The organism is Cellulomonas iranensis NBRC 101100 = JCM 18110 (genome assembly GCF_001552375.1).
GTDB classification, from domain to species: Bacteria; Actinomycetota; Actinomycetes; order Actinomycetales; family Cellulomonadaceae; genus Cellulomonas; species Cellulomonas iranensis.
On sequence record NZ_BCRB01000002.1, the window covers coordinates 12,809 to 38,578 of the forward strand.

At 75.4% G+C, this 25,770-nt stretch carries 24 protein-coding genes and 1 riboswitch; of the genes, 5 read left to right on the forward strand and 19 right to left on the reverse strand.

All coding sequences use genetic code 11. The annotated features are described in order from the left end of the window. Positions 1 to 53: 53 nt before the first annotated feature. The gene (locus CS2_RS00500) at positions 54 to 1,271 is read right to left on the reverse strand and encodes an NADP-dependent isocitrate dehydrogenase (RefSeq protein WP_046528894.1); all 1,218 of its coding nucleotides are present in this window, start codon (positions 1,269 to 1,271) and stop codon (positions 54 to 56) included. A gap of 208 nt (positions 1,272 to 1,479) precedes the next feature. Between CS2_RS00500 and CS2_RS00505 the strand changes: the two genes are divergently transcribed. Next, positions 1,480 to 2,511: an aquaporin gene (locus CS2_RS00505; protein ID WP_070318434.1), complete on the forward strand. Its 1,032-nt coding sequence runs from the start codon at positions 1,480 to 1,482 to the stop codon at positions 2,509 to 2,511. A 102-nt stretch (positions 2,512 to 2,613) separates the two neighbouring features. Here CS2_RS00505 and CS2_RS00510 read toward each other — a convergent pair whose 3' ends face one another. Continuing rightward, positions 2,614 to 3,009: a DUF3017 domain-containing protein gene (locus tag CS2_RS00510; protein ID WP_233421014.1), complete on the reverse strand. Its 396-nt coding sequence runs from the start codon at positions 3,007 to 3,009 to the stop codon at positions 2,614 to 2,616. A 254-nt stretch (positions 3,010 to 3,263) separates the two neighbouring features. On the opposite strand from CS2_RS00510, the gene CS2_RS00515 reads away from it, so the two are divergent. Then, positions 3,264 to 4,532 carry an NAD(P)/FAD-dependent oxidoreductase gene (locus tag CS2_RS00515; RefSeq protein ID WP_070318435.1) on the forward strand — a complete coding sequence of 423 codons (1,269 nt, stop codon included), beginning with the start codon at positions 3,264 to 3,266 and terminating at the stop codon, positions 4,530 to 4,532. 90 nt (positions 4,533 to 4,622) lie between these two features. Here the strand turns inward: CS2_RS00515 and purH are convergent, their stop codons facing one another. Together purH and purN are read right to left on the reverse strand one after the other, a co-directional pair. Continuing rightward, on the reverse strand, positions 4,623 to 6,257 hold the full coding sequence (purH, locus tag CS2_RS00520) for a bifunctional phosphoribosylaminoimidazolecarboxamide formyltransferase/IMP cyclohydrolase (protein ID WP_070318436.1): 1,635 nt from the start codon (positions 6,255 to 6,257) through the stop codon (positions 4,623 to 4,625). A 50-nt stretch (positions 6,258 to 6,307) separates the two neighbouring features. Then, positions 6,308 to 6,397: riboswitch (ZMP/ZTP riboswitch) on the reverse strand. A 29-nt stretch (positions 6,398 to 6,426) separates the two neighbouring features. After that, positions 6,427 to 7,095: a phosphoribosylglycinamide formyltransferase gene (gene purN, locus CS2_RS00525; RefSeq protein ID WP_070318437.1), complete on the reverse strand. Its 669-nt coding sequence runs from the start codon at positions 7,093 to 7,095 to the stop codon at positions 6,427 to 6,429. Between the two features lie 73 nt (positions 7,096 to 7,168). Here purN and CS2_RS18685 point away from each other — a divergent pair, with 73 nt between their 5' ends. Beyond that, positions 7,169 to 7,849, forward strand: a complete 681-nt coding sequence (locus CS2_RS18685) for a hypothetical protein (RefSeq protein WP_070318438.1) — start codon at positions 7,169 to 7,171, stop codon at positions 7,847 to 7,849. A 48-nt stretch (positions 7,850 to 7,897) separates the two neighbouring features. Here the strand turns inward: CS2_RS18685 and CS2_RS00535 are convergent, their stop codons facing one another. The 8 genes from CS2_RS00535 to CS2_RS00570 form a co-directional block, all read right to left on the reverse strand. Further along, complete coding sequence (locus CS2_RS00535; protein WP_174524286.1) at positions 7,898 to 9,217, reverse strand: cell division protein PerM; 1,320 nt, start codon at positions 9,215 to 9,217, stop codon at positions 7,898 to 7,900. 133 nt (positions 9,218 to 9,350) lie between these two features. Continuing rightward, on the reverse strand, positions 9,351 to 10,241 hold the full coding sequence (sucD, locus tag CS2_RS00540; RefSeq protein ID WP_070318439.1) for a succinate--CoA ligase subunit alpha: 891 nt from the start codon (positions 10,239 to 10,241) through the stop codon (positions 9,351 to 9,353). A 31-nt stretch (positions 10,242 to 10,272) separates the two neighbouring features. Next, the gene (gene sucC, locus CS2_RS00545) at positions 10,273 to 11,451 is read right to left on the reverse strand and encodes an ADP-forming succinate--CoA ligase subunit beta (protein ID WP_070318440.1); all 1,179 of its coding nucleotides are present in this window, start codon (positions 11,449 to 11,451) and stop codon (positions 10,273 to 10,275) included. A 90-nt stretch (positions 11,452 to 11,541) separates the two neighbouring features. After that, on the reverse strand, positions 11,542 to 11,949 hold the full coding sequence (locus CS2_RS00550; protein ID WP_082739581.1) for a putative quinol monooxygenase: 408 nt from the start codon (positions 11,947 to 11,949) through the stop codon (positions 11,542 to 11,544). A gap of 49 nt (positions 11,950 to 11,998) precedes the next feature. Then, the gene (pcrA, locus tag CS2_RS00555; protein WP_070318441.1) at positions 11,999 to 14,518 is read right to left on the reverse strand and encodes a DNA helicase PcrA; all 2,520 of its coding nucleotides are present in this window, start codon (positions 14,516 to 14,518) and stop codon (positions 11,999 to 12,001) included. Between the two features lie 79 nt (positions 14,519 to 14,597). Beyond that, positions 14,598 to 14,945 (reverse strand): hypothetical protein, encoded by a 348-nt coding sequence (locus CS2_RS00560; RefSeq protein ID WP_070318442.1) that lies wholly within the window; start codon positions 14,943 to 14,945, stop codon positions 14,598 to 14,600. A 194-nt stretch (positions 14,946 to 15,139) separates the two neighbouring features. After that, positions 15,140 to 15,793 carry a LuxR C-terminal-related transcriptional regulator gene (locus tag CS2_RS00565; RefSeq protein WP_046528903.1) on the reverse strand — a complete coding sequence of 218 codons (654 nt, stop codon included), beginning with the start codon at positions 15,791 to 15,793 and terminating at the stop codon, positions 15,140 to 15,142. Further along, the gene (locus CS2_RS00570) at positions 15,790 to 17,121 is read right to left on the reverse strand and encodes an ATP-binding protein (protein WP_070318443.1); all 1,332 of its coding nucleotides are present in this window, start codon (positions 17,119 to 17,121) and stop codon (positions 15,790 to 15,792) included. The genes CS2_RS00565 and CS2_RS00570 overlap by 4 nt, the downstream gene beginning before the upstream one ends. 149 nt (positions 17,122 to 17,270) lie before the next feature. On the opposite strand from CS2_RS00570, the gene CS2_RS19615 reads away from it, so the two are divergent. Both CS2_RS19615 and CS2_RS00580 read left to right on the forward strand, forming a co-directional pair. Further along, positions 17,271 to 18,743, forward strand: coding sequence for a PspC domain-containing protein (locus CS2_RS19615; protein WP_070318444.1), 1,473 nt, complete (start codon positions 17,271 to 17,273; stop codon positions 18,741 to 18,743). After that, positions 18,740 to 19,054: a hypothetical protein gene (locus CS2_RS00580; RefSeq protein WP_070318445.1), complete on the forward strand. Its 315-nt coding sequence runs from the start codon at positions 18,740 to 18,742 to the stop codon at positions 19,052 to 19,054. The genes CS2_RS19615 and CS2_RS00580 overlap by 4 nt, the downstream gene beginning before the upstream one ends. A gap of 149 nt (positions 19,055 to 19,203) precedes the next feature. Here the strand turns inward: CS2_RS00580 and CS2_RS00585 are convergent, their stop codons facing one another. From CS2_RS00585 to CS2_RS00615, 7 genes are all read right to left on the reverse strand, one after another. Then, the gene (locus CS2_RS00585) at positions 19,204 to 19,668 is read right to left on the reverse strand and encodes a hypothetical protein (protein ID WP_046528907.1); all 465 of its coding nucleotides are present in this window, start codon (positions 19,666 to 19,668) and stop codon (positions 19,204 to 19,206) included. A 350-nt stretch (positions 19,669 to 20,018) separates the two neighbouring features. Beyond that, on the reverse strand, positions 20,019 to 21,149 hold the full coding sequence (locus CS2_RS00590; RefSeq protein WP_070318446.1) for a glycosyltransferase family 4 protein: 1,131 nt from the start codon (positions 21,147 to 21,149) through the stop codon (positions 20,019 to 20,021). A gap of 5 nt (positions 21,150 to 21,154) precedes the next feature. After that, positions 21,155 to 21,583, reverse strand: a complete 429-nt coding sequence (locus CS2_RS00595) for a DUF3817 domain-containing protein (protein ID WP_082739595.1) — start codon at positions 21,581 to 21,583, stop codon at positions 21,155 to 21,157. Between the two features lie 23 nt (positions 21,584 to 21,606). Continuing rightward, on the reverse strand, positions 21,607 to 23,208 hold the full coding sequence (gene guaA, locus CS2_RS00600; protein ID WP_070318447.1) for a glutamine-hydrolyzing GMP synthase: 1,602 nt from the start codon (positions 23,206 to 23,208) through the stop codon (positions 21,607 to 21,609). 87 nt (positions 23,209 to 23,295) lie between these two features. Beyond that, positions 23,296 to 23,745 (reverse strand): DUF3592 domain-containing protein, encoded by a 450-nt coding sequence (locus CS2_RS00605; protein WP_169798607.1) that lies wholly within the window; start codon positions 23,743 to 23,745, stop codon positions 23,296 to 23,298. A gap of 22 nt (positions 23,746 to 23,767) precedes the next feature. Further along, on the reverse strand, positions 23,768 to 24,373 hold the full coding sequence (locus tag CS2_RS00610) for a hypothetical protein (RefSeq protein WP_134850611.1): 606 nt from the start codon (positions 24,371 to 24,373) through the stop codon (positions 23,768 to 23,770). Beyond that, entirely contained in the window at positions 24,370 to 25,770 is a 1,401-nt protein-coding gene (locus CS2_RS00615) for a hypothetical protein (RefSeq protein ID WP_070318450.1), read from the reverse strand. Before CS2_RS00615 ends, CS2_RS00610 begins: the two co-directional genes overlap by 4 nt.

A 25,770-nucleotide genomic window follows, 5' to 3' on the forward strand; every position in this document is an offset into this window, starting at 1 on the left:
CATGAAACGGCGACGCCGCCGGCACGGGCCGGCGGCGTCGCGTCGTGCACGTCTCAGGCGAGGCGCGCCGCGAGGTTCTCGTCGAGCGCGGCGAGGAACTCCTCCGTGGTGAGCCACGGCTGGTCCTTGCCGATGAGCAGCGCGAGGTCCTTCGTCATCTTGCCGCTCTCGACGGTCGTGATGACGACGTCCTCGAGCGTCTCGGCGAACTGCGTGACCTCGGGCGTGCCGTCGAGCTTGCCGCGGTGCTTGAGGCCGCCGGTCCACGCGAAGATCGACGCGATCGGGTTGGTCGACGTCGGCTTGCCCTGCTGGTGCTGGCGGTAGTGCCGCGTGACGGTGCCGTGCGCGGCCTCGGCCTCGACGGTCTTGCCGTCGGGGGTCATGAGGACCGACGTCATGAGCCCGAGCGAGCCGAAGCCCTGCGCGACGGTGTCGGACTGCACGTCGCCGTCGTAGTTCTTGCACGCCCAGACGTAGCCGCCCTCCCACTTCATCGCGGCGGCGACCATGTCGTCGATGAGGCGGTGCTCGTACGTGAGCCCGGCGGCCTCGAACTGGTCCTTGTACTCGGCCTCGAACACCTCGGCGAAGATGTCCTTGAAGGCACCGTCGTACGCCTTGAGGATCGTGTTCTTGGTCGACAGGTACACGGGGTAGCCGCGCTGCAGGCCGTACGCGAACGACGCGCGCGCGAAGTCGCGGATCGACTCGTTGAAGTTGTACATGCCCATCGCGACGCCACCGGCCTCGGGCATCGTCACGACCTCGAAGCGCTGCGGCTCGGAGCCGTCGGCCGGCTCGAACGTCATCGTGATCTTGCCGGCGCCGGGCACCTTGAAGTTCGTCGACTTGTACTGGTCGCCGTGGGCGTGCCGGCCGATGATGATCGGCTTGTTCCAGCCCGGGACCAGCCGCGGGATGTTGCTGATGATGATCGGCTCGCGGAACACGACGCCGCCGAGGATGTTGCGGATCGTGCCGTTGGGCGAGACCCACATCTTCTTGAGGCCGAACTCCTCGACGCGCGCCTCGTCGGGCGTGATCGTCGCGCACTTGACGCCGACGCCGTGCTCCTTGATGGCGTGCGCCGCGTCGATCGTGACCTGGTCGTCGGTCGCGTCGCGGTTCTCGATCGACAGGTCGTAGTAGCGCAGGTCGATGTCGAGGTACGGGTGGATCAGGCGGTCCTTGATGAACTGCCAGATGATGCGCGTCATCTCGTCGCCGTCGAGCTCGACGACGGGGCCGACGACCTTGATCTTCGCCATGCGCGGGCCTGCCTCCTGTGCCGTGGGTGTGCCGCCCAGGTTACTCGACATCGAGAGATCTCGGTCCGGCGGACCACCTGCCGCCGCACAGGGTCGGCTGGCATGCTGGGCCCTGCGTCACCCGTCCGCGCCATCGACGCCCGCCGGCCGGCCGCACCGCGGCCCGGCATCCGACGGTGACCCACACACACCGACCGACAGGACCGACATGTCGCAGCAGAAGCCCGAGCCCACCGAGGGCGCACCGGAGCCCGAGGACACCACGGCGGCCGCCGCCGGCACCACCGCGAGCAGCACGCCCGCGCCGGCCAGCCCCGCCGACCCGGCCGAGCCGGTCGTCGCCGTGGCGGAGACGGACGACGACGCGACGGAGCTCGACGAGGGCGACGCCTACGTGCTGCCCGCCGGCTCCGTCGTGGCCGCCGGCCCCGGCCTGCTGGCGCGGCTCGGCGCCGAGGCGTTCGGCACGTTCCTGCTGGTCCTCGTCGGCCTCGGCGTCGCGCTGTACTCGGCGTTCAGCAACACCGGCGGCGGCCTGGGCGTCGCCCTCGGCTTCGGCATCGCCGTGCTCGCCGGCATCATCGCCGTCGGCCGCGTCTCGGGCGGGCACTTCAACCCGGCCGTGACGTTCGGCGCGTGCCTCGCGGGCCGCACGTCCTTCAAGGACCTGCTCCCCTACTGGCTCGCCCAGGTCGTCGGCGGCGCGCTCGCCGCGGCGGTGCTGTTCCTCACGGTGCCCGCGGCGCTGCCGGGCCTCGTCAGCCAGGGCGCGCAGACGTCGACGCGCACGTTCTTCAGCTCGGTCGCCAACGGCTACGCCGACCACTCGCCCCTCGCGACGCTCTCGGGCGGCCAGGCCGAGTTCAGCCTCGTGGTGGCGCTGCTCGTCGAGGCCGTCGCGACCGCCGTGTTCGTCGGCGTCATCCTCGGCGCGACCGACCGTCGCGCCAACAAGCAGCACGTCCCGTTCGCGGTCGGCCTGGCGCTCGCCGTCCTGCTGCTCGTCGCGACGCCTGTGACCAACGGCTCGCTCAACCCGGCGCGCTCGCTGGCCGCGGCGATCTTCTCCGACGGCTGGGCGCTGTCGCAGGTGTGGCTGTTCTGGGTCGCGCCGCTGCTCGGGGCCGCGATCGCCGCGCTCGTCTACCGCGCGTTCGCGGCCGAGCCGCCGGAGGACTCGCTGTTCGGCGAGGACGAGCTGTACGTCGCCGAGGAGGACGTGCTCGTCGTCGAGCGCTGAGCCACCACGCACGAGGGCCCCGGGACGTCCGTCGGACGACCCGGGGCCCTCGTCGTCCGTCCGACGTCCGTCACGCCCGCCTCGTGGCGGCGGGGGCGCGCGTCAGGCGCCCGGCAGCACCGCTGCGAGCGCGACGAGGGCCGCGGCGCACCCGAGCAGGACCGTCACGTCGAGCGCCTTCGAGCGGACCACGACGGCGGCCGGGCCCGGCGACGTGCCCACGGCCCGGACCGCGCCGTAGACGACGAGCAGCGCGGCGAGCACCAGCACGCCGACGACCGCGTCCCACGCGAACGCGGCACCCACCGCACCGGCGATGCCGCCGAGCGTCCACCACAACGACCGGTTGCGCCCCGCCGCGAGCGACGCCCGTGCGATCGACCGCGGATCGAGCGCCTGCTCCTCGGGCGGCACCGGGCGCACGTCGGGGTCCACCGGTGCCGCGGACGCGCCGGCTGCGGCGGCCGGGCGCAGACCGGGGTGCTGGTCGACCGACACGCGGGGACGACCGTCTGCCGGCGTCTCGGGCGCACCGTCGCGCTGCTCCGCACCGCCGGCGCCGGGCCGCGTCGTCCAGGTCGGTGTGCGGAGGTCCGCGCCGGGGATGCGCGCCGCGCTCGACATGCGGCCCCTTTCGTCGTCCACCACCGCGGCCGGCCGGGAGGCCCCGCCGGTCGGCCCCCTGAGCGGACCCGGCGGACGTGCGCGGTGCGGATCAGCGTACCGCTGCGACGCCTCGTTACGGTGACACCGTGACGACCGACGCACCTGCCGCACCGTCCCCCGTCCGCGACGTCCTGGTGGTGGGCGCGGGCCTCGCGGGGCTCCGTACCGTCGCGGCGCTGCGCGAGCACGGGTACGACGGCGTCGTGCGGGTGCTCGGCGCCGAGGGCGTCGCACCGTACGACCGGCCGCCGCTGTCGAAGCACCTGCTGGACCGGACGTCACCGGCCTGGCTCGCCGACGACCTGGGCCACGACCTGCACGCGCTCGCCGACGAGGTCCACCTGGGCAGGGCGGCGCGCGGCCTGCGCCCGCTGGCCGGCGGGGGCGCCGCGGTCGGCACCGACGACGGCGAGCTCGCGGCGTCCTGCGTCGTGCTGGCGACGGGCGCCGCGGCGGTGCGCGTCGCGGGCTGGGACGGCGCCCGCACGCTGCACACGGCCGCCGACGCCGACGCGCTGCGCACCGCGCTCGGCGTGTCGCCGCGCCGGCTCGTGGTGGTCGGCGCCGGGTGGATCGGCGCCGAGGTCGCGGGTGTCACGGCCGCGGCGGGCCACGACGTCACGGTCGTCGAGGCACGCGAGGCGCCGCTCGCGGCCGCGCTCGGTGTCGAGGTCGGCGCGCTCACGGCCCCCTGGTACGCCGCCGCCGGGGTCGACCTGCGCACGTCGGCCGCCGTCGCGTCGCTCGACGCCGCCGGTGTGCGGCTCGCCGACGGCAGCCACCTGCCGGCGGACGTCGTGCTCGTCGCCGTCGGGGCGCGGCCCGCGACCGCGTGGCTCGACGGGGCGCTGCCGCTGCGGGACGGGGCCGTCCCCGTGGACGAGGCGTACCGCGCGCTGGGTCCCGACGGCCCGCTGCCCGGCCTGCTCGCGGTGGGCGACGTCGCGGTACGGCGCTCGGCGCGGCACGGCTGGGTGCCCGGTGGGCACTGGGACGAGGCGCTGCACGGCCCCGACGTGCTGGTCCGCCACCTGCTCGGCCTGCCGGTCGAGGGACCGGAGCCGGTGCCCTACGTGTTCTCGACCCAGCTGGGGCACGACCTCACGATGTTCGGCCTGCCGGGCCCGGGCGACCGGACGACCGTGCTGGGCGACCCCCGCGACGGTGCGGGCTGGACCGTGCTGTGGTCGCACGACGACGCCGTCACCGGCGCCCTCGTCGTGGACCGTCCGCGCGACGTCGGCGCGGCGCGGCGCCTGTTCGCCCGCGACGGGCTGCCCCACCTCCCGCTGGGGCCCGACGCCGCGCCCGCGGCGGACCTGCGCACGCTCGTGCGCGCGACGCCCCCGGCCTGACGCGGGCGAGGCCCCCGCGGGCACGTCCCCCGTCGGCCCGACGCCGCACGGGCCCGACCGCCGTGCGGCCGGGCCCGTGCGGGACGCGGGTCAGTGCGCGAAGTGCCGCGTGCCCGTGAGGTAGAGCGTCACGCCCGCGGCCGCCGCCGCGGCGACGACCTCCTCGTCGCGCACCGAGCCGCCCGGCTGCACGACCGCGCGCACGCCCGCGTCGAGCAGCACCTGCAGCCCGTCGGCGAACGGGAAGAACGCGTCGGACGCCGCGACGGCGCCGCGCGCGCGCTCGACGTCCCCGGCGTTGGCGCGCTCGACCGCGAGCCGGCACGAGTCGACCCGGTTGACCTGCCCCATGCCGACGCCGACGGACGCACCGTCGTGCGCGAGGAGGATCGCGTTCGACTTCACGGCCCGCACGGCGCGCCACGCGAACACGAGGTCGGCCAGCGTGGCCGCGTCCGCCGCGTCCCCCGCCGCGAGCGTCCACGTGGCCGGGTCGTCGCCGGGCGCGTCGATGCGGTCGACCGACTGCACGAGCAGACCGCCGGACACCGGGCGCAGCTCGACGTGCGTCGCGGGCGGCGCGTCGACCACCAGCAGGCGGATGTTCTTCTTCTGCGTGAGCAGCGCGAGCGCGTCGTCGTCGAAGCCCGGGGCGACGACGACCTCGGTGAACACGGGCGCGATCTGCTCGGCGGCCGCGAGCGTGACCCGCCGGTTGGTCGCGATGACGCCCCCGAACGCCGAGACCGGGTCGCACGCGTGGGCCTTGGCGTGCGCGTCGGCGACGTCGGCGCCCACGGCCACGCCGCACGGGTTGGCGTGCTTGACGACCGCGACCGTGGGCAGGTCGCCGTGGTCGTGCGCGGCCCGCCACGCCGCGTCCGCGTCGACGTAGTTGTTGTAGCTCATGGCCTTGCCGTGCAGCTGGCGCGCCTGCGCCAGCCCGGGGGTGCCCTGGTCCGCCGTGTAGAGCGCCGCCCGCTGGTGCGGGTTCTCGCCGTAGCGCAGCACGTCCGACCGCTCCCAGGTCGCGCCGACCCAGGCCGGGAAGCCGGTCGCGACGCCGTCGACCTCGTCGGTGGTCGTCGCGACGTTGCCCATCCAGGACGCGACCGCGACGTCGTAGGTCGCGGTGTGCACGAACGCCTGCGCCGCGAGGCGCGTGCGCTCCGCGAGCGTGAACCCGCCGGCGGCGACGGCCGCGACCACGTCGTCGTAGCGCGCGGGGTCGACGACGACCGCGACGCTCGGGTGGTTCTTCGCGGCGGCGCGCACCATCGACGGCCCGCCGATGTCGATCTGCTCGACGCACGCGTCGACACCCGCACCCGACGCGACGGTCTGCGTGAACGGGTACAGGTTGACCACGACGAGCTCGAACGCGGCGACGCCCAGCTCGTCGAGCTGGGCGAGGTGCTCGGGGCGACGCGTGTCGGCGAGGATCCCGGCGTGCACGCGCGGGTGCAGGGTCTTGACGCGCCCGTCGAGGCACTCGGGGAAGCCCGTGAGGTCCTCGACGCGCGTCACCGGCACGCCCGCGGCCGCGACGGTCGCGGCCGTCGACCCCGTGGACACGAGCTCGACGCCCGCGGCGTGCAGCGCCGTCGCGAGCTCGACCAGGCCGGTCTTGTCGTAGACGGACAGCAGCGCGCGGCGCAGCGGGCGGCGCGTGGCGTCGGCGGTCGGGTCCGCGACGGGGGCGACGGGGGGCAGGTCGTGCGGCATGGGTGGCACCTTCCTGGGTCGGGCGGCGGTCCGGCAGGACCTTCGACGAACCCCGGCACCCAGGCGGGCGGTGCACTCGGCAGGGTGGTGCTCGGTCGCTCCCCGGTGGTCCTCCACCCTCGCCAGTCACGACCGCGCACGAGTCTACCGGCGCACCGGCGCGCGCGGGTCAGTCGGCCGCGGGCCGACCCAGGCGCGCGCGCCGGCCGTCGACCGTGAGCCCGTCGCGCGCGATGCGCCCCACGACGTCGACGAGCAGGCGACGCTCGACGACCTTGATGCGCTCGTGCAGCGACGACTCGTCGTCGTCGTCCGCGACCGCGACGGCCTCCTGCGCGACGACGGGGCCGTCGTCGACGCCCGCGTCCACGACGATCACCGAGCAGCCCGTGACCTTGACGCCGTACGCGAGCGCGTCGCGCACGCCGTGCGCGCCGGGGAACGACGGCAGCAGCGCGGGGTGCGTGTTGACCGTCCGCCCGCCGAACCGCGCGAGGAACGGCGCGCCCACGAGCTTCATGAACCCCGCCAGCACCACGGTGTCGGGCGAGAACACCGCGACGGCCTCGGTGAGCGCACGGTCCCACGCGTCGCGGTCGGGGAAGTCGCGCAGCGCGACGACCGCGGTCGGGACCCCGGCCTCGCGCGCGCGGTCGAGCGCCGCGACGCCCGCACGGTCGGACACGACGCCGACGACGCGCGCGCCGAAGGCCGGGTCGTCGTGCGCGTCGAGCAGCGCCGCGAGGTTCGACCCCGTGCCGGACACGAGCACGACGAGGCGGTGCGCGCGGGACACGGCGTGGGCGGGCGGGACGGGACCGGGGCCGGTGCGAGTCACGCGGGTGAACCTACCCCGCCCGCGGGCCGACCCGTCCGCGCGTCCGGCGCCGCGCGTGCGCGAGAATGACGCCATGGGCAACCCGTGGGCACCGCCGGACCAGTCGCAGCCGCGGGACCAGTCGCCGCCGCCGGCGCCCGGTGCGCCGGGGGGCGCGACGCCCCCGCCGGGCACCGGGGGCGCGTGGCACCCGGGGCACGTCGCACCGCCGCAGCAGCCCGGGTCGCAGAGCCCGTACCCCGGCGCGCCGGGACCGCACCCGCAGCACGGCGGCCCGCAGCACGGCAGCCCCCAGCACCCGGGGCAGCACGCCGGGCCGCCGGCCGGGCCGCACCCGGGGCAGCGACCGCCGACGCCGCCCGACCCTGCGGGCGTCGCGCGCGCGACCCGCGCCGCGGTGTGGAGCGCGTGCCTCCTGCTGGCCGGCGTCGTGCTGCTCAGCGCGCCGTACCCGGGCCTGCTGGTCGCCCCCGTCACGGCCGTCGCGAGCCTCGCGTTCGCGATCGTCGCGGTGACGCGCGCGGCCCGCGCGCGCGCACGCGGACCGGTCGTCGCGCTGTCCGTCGTGCTCGTCGTCGCGTCGCTGATGTGGACGTTCCTCAGCGCGCAGTCGCTGCTCTACCTCGACGCCGTGCGCGACCTGCAGCGGTGCAGCGGCGCGGCGCTCACGCAGCAGGCGCAGAGCGCGTGCCAGTCGCAGTTCGACCGGGACGTCCGCGAGCGCATCGGGTCCGTGTTCGGCCTCGGCGGCTGACGACCGCTGGGCCGCACGTCGCCGCACGGCGACGTGCCGGCCGGTCGCTCACCCGGTGGCGTCCGGGCCCGTTGGCGTCGCGTCGTCGCCCGCGCGCGGTGCGGGCGCCGCGGCTGCCGCGCGTCGCCGCTCGCGCCCACGACGCACCGCGGCACGCACCTCGGGGTCGAACGGGACGCTCGTGCACGCGGCCGCGACGCCGGTCCCGGCGGCGGCGAGCAGCGCGACGAGGCCGACGTGCGCCCCGACGTGGGCCATGCGCCCCGGGCCCGCGGCACCGCTCGCGGCCGCCACGAGCAGCGCGACGAGGGACCCGACCGTGACCGCGAGGACCGCGAGCGCGACCACCACGTCGCGCGGCCGCACGGGCGTCGACCAGCGCCGCAGCACGAGCCCCGCGAGCAGGCCGACGGCGAGCACGAGCGCGGGCGCGGCCAGCAGCGGCCCGCCGCCCGCGTCGGGCAGCGCCCCGAGCAGCGGCACGGCCGGCAACGGGCCCGCGACCACCTCGGCGGGCGCGAACCGCGTCCCGGCGCCGACCGCGAACCCGGGGCCGACGACCCACGCGAGCGCCCACACCACGAGGTTCGGCAGGAACGCGAGCTCGCCCACCGCGAGCACGACCCCGCCGACGGCGTCGAGCGAGAGCCCGGCGACGACCTGCGCGACCGCGGCGTGCCCCGCGACGACCCACACGACGCAGACCACCGACGCGAGCAGCACGAGCCCGGCGGTCGCCAGCAGACCCGCGCGTAGCCCGACCGCGACGCCGCCCGGGAGCCGGTCGCGCACCGGTGCGACGAGCCGCGCCCACGGCGGCGCCTCGGGCCGCCGCAGCAGCCCGGCGCCCAGGCCGAGGCCGCCGACGAGCACGCCGCCCAGCAGCGCGCGCAGCACGCCCGTCCCGCCCGCACCGGTCACGACCGCGACGAGCACGGCGAGGAGGGTGTACGCCGCGACGCCCGCGAGGGCCGCACCCCGGGTCGCTTGCCCGGAACGACGCGCCGACGCGTAGCACGTGAACACCGCGAGCGCCGTGAGCCCCAGCGGCACGACCGACACGACGGCACCGCCCAGGGTCGCGGGCACGCCGTGCGCGAGCAGCCACAGGTTGGCGGCGACGACGACCGCCCGGGTCCACGCGACGTCGGCGTTGGCCGGGTCGGCCGAGGTCGCGACGAACACCGCGACCGCCGGCAGGGTGACCGCGAGCAGCGACAGCGCGGCGCCCTGCAGCGCGGTCAGCGCCCCGACGGCCCAGCGCGGCGCGCCGTCGATCGCCGACGTGAAGAACGACGGGCGGGGGTCGTCCTGCAGGACGCGGCGCACGCGCCCCGTGGTCGGGACGGGACCGGTGGAGGTGGGCACCCGCCCATGGTCGCCGCTCCGCCGGCCGGGCGACGGCACCCGACCCGGCGCGTCGTGGCCCCGCGACCCCGTGACGCACGAGACCGGCGGACCGGGACCTTCCGGGCCCGGTCCGCCGGTCTCGTCGGACGCGTCAGGCGGAGAGGATCTCGCGCGCGAGCGCGGCGGTCTCCGACGGGGTCTTGCCGACCTTGACGCCGGCGGCCTCGAGGGCCTCCTTCTTGGCCTGCGCGGTGCCGGACGAGCCGGACACGATCGCACCGGCGTGGCCCATCGTCTTGCCCTCGGGGGCCGTGAAGCCCGCGACGTAGCCGACGACCGGCTTGGTGACGTTCGCCTGGATGTAGGCGGCGGCCCGCTCCTCGGCGTCGCCGCCGATCTCGCCGATCATGACGATGAGATCCGTGTCGGGGTCGGCCTCGAACGCGGCGAGCGCGTCGATGTGCGTCGTCCCGATGATCGGGTCGCCCCCGATGCCGACGGCCGACGAGAACCCGAAGTCCCGCAGCTCGTACATCATCTGGTAGGTCAGCGTGCCCGACTTCGACACCAGCCCGATGCGGCCGGGGCCGGTGATGTCGGCGGGGATGATGCCGACGTTCGACTTCCCGGGGCTGATGAGGCCCGGGCAGTTGGGGCCGACGAGGCGCACGCCCTTGTCCTGCGCGTAGGCGAAGAACTCGGCGGTGTCGGCCACCGGCACGCCCTCGGTGATGATGACGACGAGCGGGACGCCGGCGTCGACGGCCTCGACGACCGCGGCCTTGGTGAAGGCCGGCGGCACGAAGATCACGGACACGTCGGCGCCGGTCTGCGCGACCGCGTCGGCGACCGAGCCGAAGACGGGCACGTCGACCGTGCCGTCGCCGTGCGGGAACGTCACCGACGTGCCGGCCTTGCGCGGGTTCACGCCACCGACCACCTGCGTGCCGGACGCGAGCATGCGGGTCGTGTGCTTCTGGCCCTCCGACCCCGTCATGCCCTGGACGATGACCTTGGACTCCTCGGTGAGGAAGATCGCCATGGTGTGTCTGCTTCTCTCTGGTCGGGGGGTCTCAGGCGGTGTGGGCGAGCTCGGCGGCCTTGTCGGCCCCGCCGTCCATCGTGTCGGCGAGCGTCACGAGCGGGTGCGCGGCTTGCGCGAGGATCGCGCGGCCCTCCACCACGTTGTTGCCGTCGAGGCGCACGACGAGCGGCTTGGACGCCTCGTCGCCGAGGATCTCGAGTGCCGCGACGATGCCGTTCGCGACCGCGTCGCACGCCGTGATGCCGCCGAAGACGTTGACGAACACCGACTTCACCTGCGGGTCGGACAGGATGATGTCGAGGCCCGCGGCCATGACCTCCGCGGACGCGCCGCCGCCGATGTCGAGGAAGTTGGCGGGCTTGACCCCGCCGTGCGCCTCACCCGCGTACGCGACGACGTCGAGCGTGCTCATGACGAGCCCGGCGCCGTTGCCGATGATGCCGACCTCGCCGTCGAGCTTGACGTAGTTGAGGTCCTTCTCCTTGGCGCGCGCCTCGAGCGGGTCGGCCGCGGCCGCGTCCTCGAGCTCGGCGTGGTCCGCGTGCCGGAAGTCCGCGTTGGCGTCGAGCGTGACCTTGCCGTCGAGCGCGACGACGTCGCCCTCCTCGGTGAGCACGAGCGGGTTGACCTCGACGAGCGTCGCGTCCTCCTCGCGGTACACGGTCCACAGCTTCTGCAGCACGTCGGCGACCTTCGGCGCGAGCTCGGGGGCGAAGCCCGCGGCGGCGACGATCTCGTCGGCCTTGGCCTGGTCGATGCCCGTGCGCGGGTCGACCGCGACCTTGGCGAGCGCGTCGGGGCGCTCGACCGCGAGCTGCTCGATCTCCATGCCGCCCTCGACCGAGCACATCGCGAGGTAGCGACGCTCGGCGCGGTCGAGCAGCAGCGAGAAGTAGAACTCCTGGGCGATGCGCGCACCGGCCGCGACCATCACGCGGTGCACGGTGTGGCCCTTGATGTCCATACCGAGGATCTCGCCGGCCTTCTCGGCGGCCTCGTCGGCGGACCGGGCGATCTTGACGCCGCCCGCCTTGCCGCGACCGCCCGTCTTCACCTGGGCCTTGACGACGACCACGCCGCCCTCGGGCGGGAGCAGGCGCTCCGCCGCCGCGCGGGCCTCGTCGGGCGTCGTGGCGACGATGCCGCCGAGCACGGGCACGCCGTGCTTCTCGAAGATGTCACGTGCCTGGTACTCGAACAGGTCCACCTGGTCCGGTTCCTCTCGTCACCACCGCGGCGGCCCGGTGCGGCCGCGTCGCCGCAGTGATCGTATCGCCGGGACCGAGGTCCCTCGACATCAAGAGACTGTGGGCGGGGTCACGTCGCTCGCGTCGGGGCCGGGTGCGGGTCGCGGCGGTGCGGCGGGCACGTCGTGCCGCCGTCGCACGCCCTCGGCGCGTGGCTCCCGCGCGAGGTCCGGGAAGGCGTCCGCCATGAGGATGTAGGTGTCCTTGCCGCGCTGGAAGGCGTCGATCTGCGGCACGAGGCGGCGGAAGTGCTCGCTCGCGCAGTGCTCGTCGAGCGCCTCCTGGTCCGGCCAGGTCTCGACGAACACGAAGTGCCCCGGGTCGTCCCTGTCGACGTACAGGTCGTAGCTGATGTTGCGCGGCTCCTGGCGCGTCAGCACGACGAGCTCGCGGTACAGCGGCATCACCGTGTCGATCGCGGCGACCTCGATGAGGTCCTGGGCGATGACCTTCAGCACGTGGGCCTTCCTGGGGAGACGGAGCCACCGGCCCGTGCGACGCGCGGGGTCAGAGCTTCGTGACGGGTGAGTACCGGAGCAGCAGGCGCTTCGCGCCGTGCGTCCCGAAGTCGATCTTCGCGACGGCGTTCTGGCCGGCGCCCTCGATCGCGATCACGGTGCCGAGCCCGTACGAGTCGTGCGTGACCTTGTCGCCGACGTCGAGGTCGGGCACGTCCCCGCGGGGTGTCGCCGACCCGAACGACGCACCGGTGCGCGGCAGCGGCTCGCGCCGCTCGGTGCGCACGGGCCCGCTGCCCGCGCCGGACGACCCCCGCTCCGACCACGACGACGACCCGCGACCTGCGGAGCCGAACCCGGAGCCCCAGCCGCCGCGCAGCCGCGACGTCGAGGACTCCCGGCGACGCCAGTCGACGAGCTCGTCGGGGATGTCGTCGAGGAACCGGCTGGGCGGGAACTCGTTGGGCGTGCCCCACGCCGTCCGCAGCGCGGCGCGCGACACGTACAGCCGCTGCCGCGCGCGCGTCAGCCCGACGTACGCGAGGCGCCGCTCCTCGGCGAGCTGGTCGGGGTCGGCCAGCGACCGCATGTGCGGGAACGTGCCGTCCTCCATGCCCGTGAGGAACACGACCGGGAACTCCAGCCCCTTGGCGGTGTGCAGCGTCATGAGCGTGACGACGCCCGCGGCCGCCGCGGCGGCCGCCTCCGCCTCGGCGTCGGCGCCGTCGGGCGTCGGGATCTGGTCGGAGTCCGCGACGAGCGACACGCGCTCGAGGAAGTCGGTGAGGTCGCCCTCGGGGTCGGACTCCTCGAACTCGGAGGCGACCGCGTGCAGCTCGGCGAGGTTGTCGACGCGGGAGCCGTCCTGCGGGTCGTCGCTGCCGCGCAGGTTCGCGAGGTAGCCGCTGCGGTCGAGCACGGCGCCGAGCACCTGCGCCGGACCGGCGCCCGACGCGGCGAGGTCGCGCAGCCCGTCGAGCATCTCCTGGAACGCCCGCAGGCCGGTCACCGCGCGCGTGCCGAGCCCCGGCACCTCGTCGAGGCGCGCGAGCGCGGCGCCGAACGAGATCCGCTCGCGCTCGGCGAACGCCGCGACCATCGACTCCGAGCGCTCCCCGAGGCCGCGCTTGGGCTCGTTGAGGATGCGTCGCGTGCTGACGTCGTCGTCGGGGTTCGCGACCGCGCGCAGGTAGGCGATCGCGTCCTTGATCTCCTTGCGCTCGTAGAAGCGCGTGCCGCCGACGACCTTGTAGGGCAGGCCGACGCGCACGAGCACCTCCTCGAGCGCGCGGGACTGCGCGTTGGCGCGGTAGAAGATCGCGACGTCACCGGGGCGCACGCCGTCGGAGTCGCCGAGGCGGTCGATCTCCTCGGCCACGAACCGCGCCTCGGCGTGCTCGTCGTCGGCGACGTACGCGACGATCTGCGCGCCCGCGCCCGAGTCGGTCCACAGCCGCTTGGGCTGGCGCCCCGGCACCTTGGACACGACCGCGTTGGCGGCCGAGAGGATGGTCTGCGTCGAGCGGTAGTTCTGCTCGAGCAGGATCGTGGTGGCGTCCGGGTAGTCGGCCTCGAACTCGAGGATGTTGCGGATGGACGCACCACGGAACGCGTAGATCGACTGGTCGGCGTCGCCGACCACCGTGAGCTCGCCGCGCCCCACGCCCTCCGGCGCGCCGGCGTCGTCCTGCGCGCCGACGCCGACGAGCTCGCGGACCAGCACGTACTGCGCGTGGTTGGTGTCCTGGTACTCGTCGACCAGCACGTGCCGGAACCGTCGCCGGTAGTGCTCGGCGACCTGCGGGAACGCCTGCAGCAGGTGCACCGTCCGCATGATGAGGTCGTCGAAGTCGAGCGCGTTCGCCTGCTGCAGGCGCTGCTGGTACCGCGTGTAGACCTGCGCGAGCACGGTGTCGAACTCGTCGGCGCGGCCGCCGCCGTTGCTGGCCGCGAACGCGTCGGGGTCGACCAGCTCGTCCTTGAGCGCCGAGATCTTGTGCCCCAGCGACTTGGCCGGGTACTTCTTCGGGTCGAGCTCGAGCTCGCGCGCGACGAGCGTGAGCAGCCGCTGCGAGTCCGCCTGGTCGTAGATCGAGAAGCTCGTGCGCAGGCCGAGCGTCGCGGCCTCGCGCCGCAGGATGCGCACGCACGCCGAGTGGAACGTCGAGACCCACATGCGCTGCGCCGACGGGCCGACGAGCTGCTCGACGCGCTCGCGCATCTCGGCCGCGGCCTTGTTGGTGAACGTGATCGCGAGGATCTCGCCCGCGCGCGCACGCCGCGTCGCGAGGAGGTGCGCGATGCGGTGCGTGAGCACGCGGGTCTTGCCCGACCCGGCGCCGGCGACGATGAGCAGCGGGCCGCCCGCGTGCAGCACGGCCGCGCGCTGCTGCGGGTTGAGGCCGTCGAGCAGCGCGGCCGCGCGGGCCTCGTCGGCGGCGCTGCGCTCGTCGGCGGTCGCGTCGTCGCCGCGCGGGGGGACGACGAGCGGCAGCCCCGACGACTCGCCCGCGTGCGAGCGGGTGGTGGCGGGGCCGAACAGGGGCAGGGAGTCGAACAGCGACGTCATGGCAGCACCCAGCCTAGGCGCCGCCACCGACACGGCGGGACGCTGCCCGCCGTGCCGGTGCCGGGCACCGGCACCGGCGTCAGCGCCAGAGCACGGCGATCGCGACGTTGAGCGCCGTCAGACCGGCGATCCCGCCGAGGTAGCCCCGCGTCACGACGTCGGGGCGTCGGCGCCCGACCACCACGAGCGCGGTCACGGCCAGCGCGACCACGAGCTTGACGGCGATCTTCACGTTGTTCGGCTCGTGCCCCGCGACGCCGGACGACGCGAGCCCGACCAGCACGATGCCGGTCACGAGCGCCGTCAGCACGCCGTGGAACGTGCCCGGGTTGAGGGTCACGCCCTTCAACCCGGCGAGCACGCCGCCGAACACCATCGCCCACCCGAGCAGGTGGAGCACCACGAGAACTCCGTAGACCACGTCCATGACCCCACCCTAGGCGATCTGACACGCTGTCAGATCGCTGCGACCGTCCGCAGCACGTGGCAACCGCCACGCCACCGCACCGCACCGCCGGACAGGCTCCCGGCTCGGCGGGCAGGCGCACGCCGCTGTCCGTGGCCCGCGCCGCTGTCCGTGGACCGCGGCGGTGTCCGTCGGCGCCCCGCCCGCGCGCCGGCTCAGAGCAGCCGGCGCGCCGCCGCCCACCGGGTCAGCTCGTTGCGGTTCGACAGCTGCAGCTTGCGCAGCACCGCCGACACGTGGGTCTCGACCGTCTTCACCGAGATGAACAGCTCCCCCGCGACCTCGCGGTACGTGTACCCGCGCGCGATGAGCCGCATGACCTCGCGCTCGCGCGCCGAGAGCCGGTCGAGCTCGTCGTCGCCCGTCGCGACGTCGCCCGCGGCCGTGCCGAACGCGTCGAGCACGAACCCCGCGAGGCGCGGCGAGAACACCGCGTCGCCGCCCGCGACCCGCAGCACGGCGTCCGACAGCGTCTGCGGGTCGATGTTCTTGGTGACGTACCCGCGCGCGCCGACGCGGATCACCGCGACCACGTCCTCGGACGCGTCGGACACCGACAGCGCGAGGAACCGCGTGCCGGGCACGTCGACGCACCGCCGCACGACCTCGGCGCCGCCGCCGCCGTCGCCGCCCGGCAGGTGCACGTCGAGCAGCACCACCGGCGGCGCGAGCTCGTGCACCACCCGCACGGCCTCGTCGACGTCCGACGCCTCCCCCACGACCCGCACGCGCGCGTCGAGCGACGCGCGCACGCCCGCCCGGAACATGTGGTGGTCGTCGACCAGCACCACGTCGACCTGCTCGCTCACGCGCCCCGCTCCTCGTCCTCGTCCGTCCCGGAGCCGCCGCGACCGACCGGCATCGCGAGGTGCACCTCCGTGCCCCGCTCGGGGCTGCTGCTGACGCGCGCGGTCCCGCCGCGCCGCCGTACGCGCCCCATGATGGACTCCCGCACGCCGAACCTGTCGGGACCGACCGCGTCGAGGTCGAAGCCGTCGCCGCGGTCGCGCACGAACACCTCGACCAGCTCGGGCCCCACCTCGAGGTACAGCGACACGGGCGGGCGGCCGTGCACGACCGCGTTGACGAGCGCCTCGCGCGTCGCCTGCAGCAGCGCGAGCGTGTCGGGCTCGGGCACGCGGTCGCCGACGACGACGACGTCGACGGCCACCGCCTCGCCGCTCGGCCCCGACCGCGAGTCCTCGACCTCCGCGACGACGGCGCGCAGCGCCGCGACGAGCGACGTACCCGGCTCGTGCCGGTCGTCGTACAGCCACTCGCGCAGCTCGCGCTCCTGGGCACGGGCCATGCGCGCGACCTCGACGGGCTCGTCGGCGCGCGCGCGGATCAGCGCGAGCGTCTGCAGCACCGAGTCGTGCAGGTGCGCCGCGATGTCCGCGCGCTCGGCCTCCCGCGCACGTGCCGCACGCTCGTCGCCGAGCTCGCGCACGAGCCGCACCCACCAGGGCGCGAGCACGAGGCCGACGCCCAGCAGCACCGCGAGACCCGCCACGGCCGACTGCACGAGCAGCGCGGGCTCGACGCCCTGCCCGCCCACCTGACCCGCGAGCAGCAGCACGCCGGCCCCCGCGAGCAGCCCGCCGCCGATGAGCCGCAGCACGCTGATGCGACGGCCGTCGCCCCGCGAGCGCTGCACGGCGTCCAGCTGGCTCCACGCCAGCGCCAGGCCCAGCAGCACGACGAGCACGGGCAGCGCCCACGCCGCGTCGATCTGCGCGCCGAGCCGCATCGCGACGAGCACGGCGGCCGCGAGCACGAGGAGCGCGCCGAGCGCGAGCTCGGCCCACGGCACGCGCCGTCCGTCCGCCCGCAGCGGCTGCCGCCGCGCGAGGCGCTGCAGCGTGCTGGGCCGCGCCGCGGCCGCGGCGGCCGCCGGGTCGCCCACGGGGACCGCGAGCCACCAGAACACGTACAGCGCGAGGCCGGTGCCCGCGAACGGCACCAGCAGCACGAGCGCCACGCGCACGACGGCCGCGGGGAGCGCGAGGTGCGCGGAGAGCCCGGTCGCGACGCCGGCGAACCAGCGCCCCTGCTCGGGGCGGCGCAGCGGCAGCCGCACGCGCGGCACGGCGGCCGGGCGCGGGGGCGCGCCGAACGGCGCGGGGGCGGTGGTCACGCCCCGATCGTCACACGCGCGCACCCGCCGGGGCACGCACCGGGACGGAGGTTCAGGGGCCGGCGCCCGGGATCTGGGGGTGCGTCCCAGGGTGCCCTCAGGGGCGGTCCCCGATGTGCCCGGGGTACCGCGACCGGCAGGATCGAGCCATGGACACGCAGACTCCCGCCGGTGCCGGCACCGGCTCGCCGGGCCCGACGCCCGGCACGGGCCCCCAGCCGGGCGCCACGCCCCCCGCGCCGCCCTCGACGTCGTCGTTCTGGTCGGGCATCCGCCGCTCGGGCCTGCACCGGTCCGACGACCGCTGGGTCGCCGGCGTCGCCGGCGGTCTCGCCGACCGGCTCGGCGTCGACCCCCTGGTCGTGCGTGGCGTCCTCGCGGTGTCGTTCCTGCTCGGCGGCTTCGGCCTCGTGCTGTACGGCGTGGCCTGGGCGCTGCTCCCGGACGCCCGCGACGGTCGCATCCTGTTCGAGCGGCTGCTGGCCGGGGAGACCGACGGCGCGCTGCTCGGGTCGCTGGTCGTGGTCGTGGTCGGGCTCGCGCGCGGCGACGGCTGGTGGTGGTTCTGGGACGGCGGCGGCGCGCTCGCCGGCCTGCTCTGGGCCGTGCTCCTGGTCGGGCTGCTCGTCCTGGTCGTGACGTCGATGCAGCGCCGCGGCCGGGCGCGCGGGCCGTGGCAGCCCACGCCCCCGCCGGGCGGCCCCGCCGCGTCGGGTCCGGCACCCGCGTACGGCACGCCGCCCGCGGCGACGGCCGCACCGACGGCCGGCGCGACGACGCCCGCGGCGGCGTGGTCCGCCCGCACGACGACCCCGCTGCCCCCGACCGGCACGTACGGCGCCGCCACGCCGCCCGTGCCCCCGGGTCCGCCGGCACCGCCCTACGGCAGCGCCCCCGCGGGTGGCGCCCCCGTGCCGCCGCCCGCGCCCCCGCGTCCGCCGCGGCAGCGCCGTCCGGGCCCCGACGCGACCACGGTCGCGACGGTCGTCGGGCTGAGCGTCGTCGCGCTGGGCGCGCTCATGCTGGCCGAGCGCACCGGCACGTTCGACGGTCCCGTGTGGCTCACCGCGGGGGGCGTCTTCCTGGTCCTCGCGGGCCTCGGCCGGATCTCGCTCGGGTTCCGGGGCCGCCGCAGCGGCCTCCTGGGCGTCGCGAGCGTCGTCGCCGCGCTGGTGTGGGTGCCGGGCGCGCTCGCCCACCAGTCGGACGACTGGCGCGGCGACTTCCCCGTCGTGTGGCGCAGCGACGCCCCCGCGGCGTCGGACGTCACGGTCACGAACCGCAAGGTCGCCGCGAACGGCGTCAGCCTCGGGTTCGGCCAGTCGCGGGTCGACCTCACGGGTCTGCCGATCACGCGGGACACGCTGCACGTGCCGATCTCGATCGGGGCCGGCGACCTCACCGTCGTCGTGCCGACCGACGCGGCGGTGCGCGCCGAGGTGTCGGCGGGCATCGGCAAGGTCTCGTGGCGGCTGGACGACGACTACCACGAGCGCAGCGGCATCGCGCTCGGCGAGGTGGTGTTCGAGGACGCCGCGGCCGAGGCGGGGACGCCCGACCTGGTGCTGGAGATCAGCTCGGGCGTCGGCGAGGTCAGGATCATCGAGGAGGACGCAGCATGAGCACGGACGAGACGCAGCCCCTGGCGGCACCCGCCGACGCCGCCCACGCCCCGGGGACGCCGGACCAGGCGCCCGTCGGCGTCACCCCGCCGGCGGCGACCGCCCCGCGGCCGGGCGTGCGGGTCAGCACGGTCGTCGGAGGGCTCATCGGCGTCCTGCTCGGCGTGGGCGTGCTGCTCGTCGCCGCGGGGTACACGATCGACGTCGAGCTCGCGGCGATCGTGCTGCTGATCCTGGCGGGCGTGGGGCTCATCCTCGGCCCGCTCGTGCAGGGGATGCGCCGTGGCCGCGAGGCCCGGGTGCCGCGCTGAACCGCCGCCGGGGCGCACGGTGGAGGAACCGTGCGCCCCGGCGGGACGACCGAAGGCCGGTACCCGTGTCGGGTACCGGCCTTCGTGCGTCTGCCGTGCGGTCCGCTCACCGGACCGCGCGGGGCGCGACCCGTGGAGGGAGCGGGTGCTCAGACGTTCTGGACGACGGGCGCGGCGGTGGTCGCCTCGACCCGGGCGGCGATGCGACGCAGGGTCTCGCCGGTGATGATGAAGACGACGCCGAGGCCGAAGACCAGCAGGGCGACGCCGAACGCGACGACCGAGGTGAACAGCGAGGCCCGCAGGAACGAGCCGTTCATCATGGTCTCGCGGACCGGGTCCTCGCGGTCGAGCTGCGAGTAGGTCTTGCCGCCCGACGCGTCGAGCGCGTGGTGGTTGATGATGTCGGCCTGCGCCCACGCCTCCCACGGCGTGTCGACGATCGCGCCGCCGAACGCCGCGGCGTCCTCGGACACGGTGATCTGCTCGGCGCGCAGGTTGCTGGACACGGCGATCCAGGTGCCCGTGCCGGCGACGGCGAAGAGCGCGCCGAACACCATGACGACGATCGCCAGGGCCTTGATGTGGGCGGGCTTGCTCTGCACTGCGGACATGGTCGTTCTCCCCGATCGGCTTGCGGTGTACCCCCACGGTCGGGACCGCATCGCTGCCGGTCCCGGTGAGCGGTCGTGCTCACGTAAGAAAGCGTCGTCGCAGGTCGAGCGGATCCCGTGGGACTCTGGTCCCTCGGGGTACCGCGACGTATCACCCGTGCGGGTGACTCGCTTCTCGACCCCGGACCAAAGGCCCGACGCCCCCCTGGACCTGCGACGATACACGAAAGCGCAGGTCAGCCTCAGTTTCCCACCGCTGCGGGCGTTCGGCACGTCCACGATGCCCGTTCCGCCCGGTGTCCCGCGGACGGAGCACGCGTGCGTCCGCCCCGCTGCCGGGAAGCCCGGGCTCAGCGCGCGGCGAGCCCGGCAGCGCGCGCGTACTGCGCGTCGGCGGCCGCCAGCACGTGCTCCCAGTCGAACGGCGGCCGTGTCGTGCACGCGCGCGTGCGCATCGCGGCGAGCAGCTCGCGGTCGCGTGCGAGCAGCACGACCGCCTCGACCATCTCCGCGTCGTCCGCGACGAGGAAGCCGTCGAGCCCGTCGGTGACGAACTCCCCCACGCCGGTCCCGGCGTGCGCGAGCACCGCGAGCCCCGCCGTGCGCGCCTCGAGCGCGGCGATCCCGAACGCCTCGAGCCGCGCCGGAGCGAGGAAGACGTCGGCGTCGGCGTACGTCTCGCGCACCTGCGCACGCGGCAGGCGGCCGCGCAGGTCCACGACGTCCTGCAGCCCCGCGGCGGCCACGCGGGCGCGCACGGCGTCGCGCGCCGGCCCGTCGCCGACGAGCGTGAGCCGCAGCGCACCGGGCGGCAGCCGTCGCGCGGCCGCGGCGACCACGTCGACCAGCGGCACGGCCCGCTTGCGGGGCGCGAGGCGCATGGTCGCGACCAGGTGCACCGGGCCGTCGTGCACCACGGGCGCGTCCGGCGCCGGCGCCCACGCCTCGAGGTCGATGCCGTTGGGCACGACGTCGACGCGCGCGTCGAACAGGGCGCGCACGCGCTCGGCGGCGGCACCGCTGACGGCGCTCAGCGCGGCGGGGACGTCGCGCCAGCGGGTGCGGGGCACCACGTGGCGGCCGATGTCGGCGAGGCCGTCGAGCATGCAGTGCCACGTGATCGCGGTCGGCAGGCCCAGCGCGGTCGCGACGCGCACGCCGTCGAACGCGAACGGGGACACGACGCCCGCGTGCACGTGCACGGCGTCCGGCCGCAGGTCCCGCAGCACCGCGCGCGTCAGCCGCGCACCGGTCAGCGGGTTGACGGGCAGGTCGAACGGCAGCCGGGCCCCCAGCCGGTGCACGTGCACGCCGTCCTCGACGTCGACGACGCCGCCGCGCTCACCGCCCTCGCCGAGCGTCGCCGTGAGCACGTGCACGTCGTGCCCCGCGCGGGCCTGGTGACGTGCGAGGTCCCCGACCTGCGTCTCGATGCCGCCCGTGCGCGGCGCGAAGCAGTCCGAGACGTGGACGACCCGCACGCCGGTCAGGCCTCCGCGGGGACGACGGCGTCGATGCGCGCCGCCGCGTCGCGGTGCACGCGGCGCTCGAGCACGAACGACATGACCGGAACGACGCCCGCGAGCGCCATCGTCACGAGCCGCCCGAGACGCCAGCGCAGCGTCGACCACAGGTCGAAGACCGTGACGAGGTACACGACGTACACCCAGCCGTGCACCATCGCGATGATCCGCGCGGCCTCGGACCGCGGGTCGCCCTCGACGTTGAACCCGGGGACCTGCAGGACGTACTTGAGGACCATCTCGACGCACAGCAGCAGCAGCATCACGCCCGTGACCCACGCCATGACGCGGTAGCGCCGCAGCGAGCCGCGGGCCTTGCGGGCCCACGCGGCCACCTCGGGCGCGGGCGCCGCGGCGGGGGTCGGGACGGGGCCGTTCGCCTCGGTGCTCACGCTGGTCCTCTCGTCGTCGCCGGTCACTCCCACTCGATCGTGCCCGGCGGCTTGCTCGTGACGTCGAGCACGACGCGGTTGACCTCGGGCACCTCGTTGGTGATGCGCGTGGAGATCGTCGCGAGCACGTCGTACGGCAGGCGGGTCCAGTCGGCCGTCATGGCGTCCTCCGACGACACGGGCCGCAGCACGATCGGGTGCCCGTAGGTGCGCCCGTCGCCCTGCACGCCGACGGACCGCACGTCACCCAGCAGCACGACCGGGCACTGCCAGATCTCGCGGTCCAGCCCCGCGCGCGTCAGCTCTTCGCGCGCGATCGCGTCGGCCGCACGCAGCGTCTCGAGGCGCTCGGCGGTGACCTCGCCGACGATGCGGATCCCCAGGCCGGGGCCGGGGAACGGCTGGCGCCACACGATCGACTCGGGCACGCCCAGCTCGAGGCCGACCGCGCGCACCTCGTCCTTGAACAGCGTGCGCAGCGGCTCGACGAGCGCGAACTGCAGGTCGTCGGGCAGGCCGCCCACGTTGTGGTGCGACTTGATGTTGGCCGCGCCCTCGCCGCCGCCGGACTCCACGACGTCGGGGTACAGCGTGCCCTGGACGAGGAACTTCACGTCCTCGCCGTGCGCGCCGGCGTCCTCGACGACCTCGCGCGCGGCGTCCTCGAACACGCGGATGAACTCGCGCCCGATGATCTTGCGCTTCGTCTCCGGGTCCGACACGCCCGCGAGCGCCGTGAGGAACCGCTCGCGCGCGTCGACGACCTTGAGCTGCACGCCCGTCGCGGCGACGAAGTCCTGCTCGACCTGCTCGGCCTCGCCGGTGCGCAGCAGCCCGTGGTCGACGAACACGCACGTGAGCTGGTCGCCGACGGCGCGCTGCACGAGCGCGGCCGCCACGGACGAGTCCACGCCGCCCGAGAGCCCGCAGATGACGCGCGCGTCGCCGACCTGCGCGCGGATGCGCTCGACCTGCTCGGCGATGACGTTGCCGGGGTTCCAGTCGGGGGTCAGGCCCGCGCCCCGGTAGAGGAAGTTCTCGAGCGTGTCCTGGCCCAGCGGCGAGTGCTTGACCTCGGGGTGCCACTGCACGCCGTACAGGCGCCGCTCGCGGTCCTCGAACGCCGCGACGGGGCTGCCGGCGCTCGTCGCGAGCACCTCGAAGCCCGCGGGCGCGGCGTGCACCGCGTCGCCGTGGCTCATCCAGACCGTCTGCTGCTCGGGGCTCCCCTCGAGCACGGTCCCGGCGTCGGTGATCTCGACGGCGGTGCCGCCGTACTCGCGCTGGCCGGTCTGCGCGACCGTGCCGCCCAGGGCCTTGGCCATCGCCTGGAAGCCGTAGCAGATGCCCAGCACGGGCACGCCCGCCTGGAACAGCTCGGGCCCCACGAACGGCGCGCCGTCGGCGTACACCGACGACGGCCCGCCCGACAGGATGATCGCCGCGGGGTCCTTGGCCAGCATCTGCTCGACCGTGGCCGTGTGCGGCACGATCTCGGAGTACACGTTCGCCTCGCGCACGCGGCGCGCGATCAGCTGCGCGTACTGCGCGCCGAAGTCGACGACGAGGACCGGGCGGTGGGCCGTGGGCTGGGGGGGCGTCGCGGGCTCGGGGGTCTGCGTCACGCAGCCCAGCCTAGTCGCCCCGCGAGCGGGCTCCGGCGTCGCGTCCGGGACCCGGGCGACCCGGCGCGTGCCCCGGGAGACGCGACCTCAGCCGCCCGCGAGCACCAGCACGAGGCCGCGCACGAGCACGAGCGGGAAGATGACGAGACCCGTCGCCATGGCGCCGACCAGGAAGCCGGGCCGCTCCAGGTCGGGCCGGTCGACGTAGAGGCGGCGGGGGTCGCGCGGGTCCTGGACCACGGGCACCTCCTGCCCCGGCTGGTACTCCCCCGCAGGCAGCTTCTGATCCGTCAGCACGCCCCCCGGGACGGCGGCCGTGGCGACCACGACCCGTACCGTCGGACGCTCCGTGACAGACCGTCGCTCCATGACGCGGGTCGCACGCACCTCGAGGACGCGCCCCGTGCCGCGCAGCCCGCGCCGGAACACCCGGTGGCGCCGGTACACGTACGAGAACGCGACCGCGAACACCACCAGGAAGAGCACGCCGCCGACGCCCACCAGGGCCGCCGTCGCGAGCGGGCTCAGGGGCTGCACCCCCGTGACCGGGTCCACCCGGTCAGCCGTCGACGCGCACGGTGCGCAGCACCTCGTAGGCGACCGAGTCCGCGAGACCGCCGCGCGGGGCCTCGGCCCACACGCCGACGACGCGCGTGCCCGCGGGGTCGCGCGTGGTCACGTACTCGACGTCGAGCTCGGTGCCGTCGTCGAGCGTGAGCACGCCGCGCACGGCCACGGCGTGACCGAAGCCCTCCCACGTCAGCGGGACCTGCTCGAGGTCGCTCGCGATGCCCGACGCGCCCAGCTGCGCGAACGCCGTCGCGGCGGCCGCGTCGACGCCGGCGTCGTCGACGTCCTCGTCGCGCGTGACCGTGAGGTTCACCTCGGAGCGCGCCGCGCCCTCGCGCTGCAGCACGAGCTGCGTCGTGTCCTCGCCCGACGTGCGCTCGTCGGACGTGAAGTCCGCGGGCACGTCGATCCCGATGCCGTCGACCGTCGAGCGGGACGCCCCGTCGACGCCCTCGAGCGTCGTGATGTCCCACCCCCCGGTCGGTGCCGTGGGCGCCGTGGACGACGCGCCGCCCTCACCCTCGGCCGCGTCCTGCGAGCAGGCCGACAACGTCAGAGCCGCCACCACCGCGACCGCGGCACCCAGCACCCTCATGCAGCGCACCCGCTCCACTCCTTCCAGCCCGTCGGCGTCATGTAGTACGCGTCCGTCGTCTCCGACGACGACGTCGACGCCCCGAGGCTGAACCCTAGGCCACCGACGGCCGGCGCCTTGAGCGAGAGGGCCGCCGCCAGGAGGTCCTGCGAGCTGACGTCGACGAACTGCGCGGTGATGTCACCGCTGCGCCGCGCCTCGTCGAAGATCAGCGGGATCGCCGCCGAGGTCGCCATCGAGGGCTGGCCCGCGACGGCCACGGCGCCGAGGCCCGCGAGCGCCGCCGTCACCTGCGTGCGGTTCCGGTCGGTGACCGCGAAGTCGGCCGTGAGCGTCAGCCCCTTGCCGTAGCCGTCGCCGATCGGGTAGCCGGCGCCGTTGCTCAGCGCGTACGCGCCCTCGGAGGACGCCGCACCGTCGAGCGAGACGTGGTTCAGCTGGCCGTCCGGCCCGACCGTCGCCGCGACGACGAGCTGGACCTGGCCGCTGACCTCGCCGCCCTGCCCCCAGTTCGGGTCGCTGCTGGAGAAGCCCAGCTGGGCGGCCGCCTCGGCGGTCAGCTCGACCTTGGAGTACACGGTGATGTCGCCGGTCTTCGTGTCGATCTTGGTGCCGAGCGCGTTCGAGTAGTCGATCGACGCCGAGCCGCCGGCCACGCCGACCCCGACACCGGCGCCCGCGTTGGCGACGACGCCGCCCTCGGCGTACACCGCGCTCGGGACCGGCGGCACGTACGTGTTGCCCGTCACCCAGTCGATGAGCTGCGAGACGCCCTCGAGGCCGATGCCGACGAGCGGCGCGGCGGGCCCCGTGGCGGACGCGACGACGTTCTGCGCGAACTTGCGCTGCACCCAGCCGTTGAAGTCCTGGACGTCCTCGATCGAGTCGAACGTGAACTCGGCACCGCCGCCGGCGTGCAGGCCCGCGGCCGCCTCGGCGCTCAGCTCGACCGAGCCGCCGTAGCCCATGATCTCGAGACCGCCGTGCGCCTCGCCGGCGCTCGCGACGGCCTTGACCGCGACGTCGCCGTTCAGCGTCACGCGGTACGTGCCGTCGCTGAGCCGGTCGACCGACAGCTGTCCCTCGCTGCCGAGGTCGACGAACGCGATCGAGACGCCCGCCTGGACCGTCGTGGTGTCCGTGCCGAGCGTGCAGGCCCGCTCGGGCTCGCGGTCGACGTCGATCTGACCGGCGCCGCCGCAGTCCGCGTCGAACGCGTCGCACAGCTTCGCGACGATGGTGTCGCCCACGGGCAGCACCCACATCGCGATGCCCGCGATGAGCGCCACGACCACGGCGACCGCACCGACGTACTCGACCAGCCCGGCGCCCTCGTCGCCGCGGACGCGCGCGGTGCGCGCGTCCGACGGCCGGCACCCGTCGTGACCCTTGCTCAT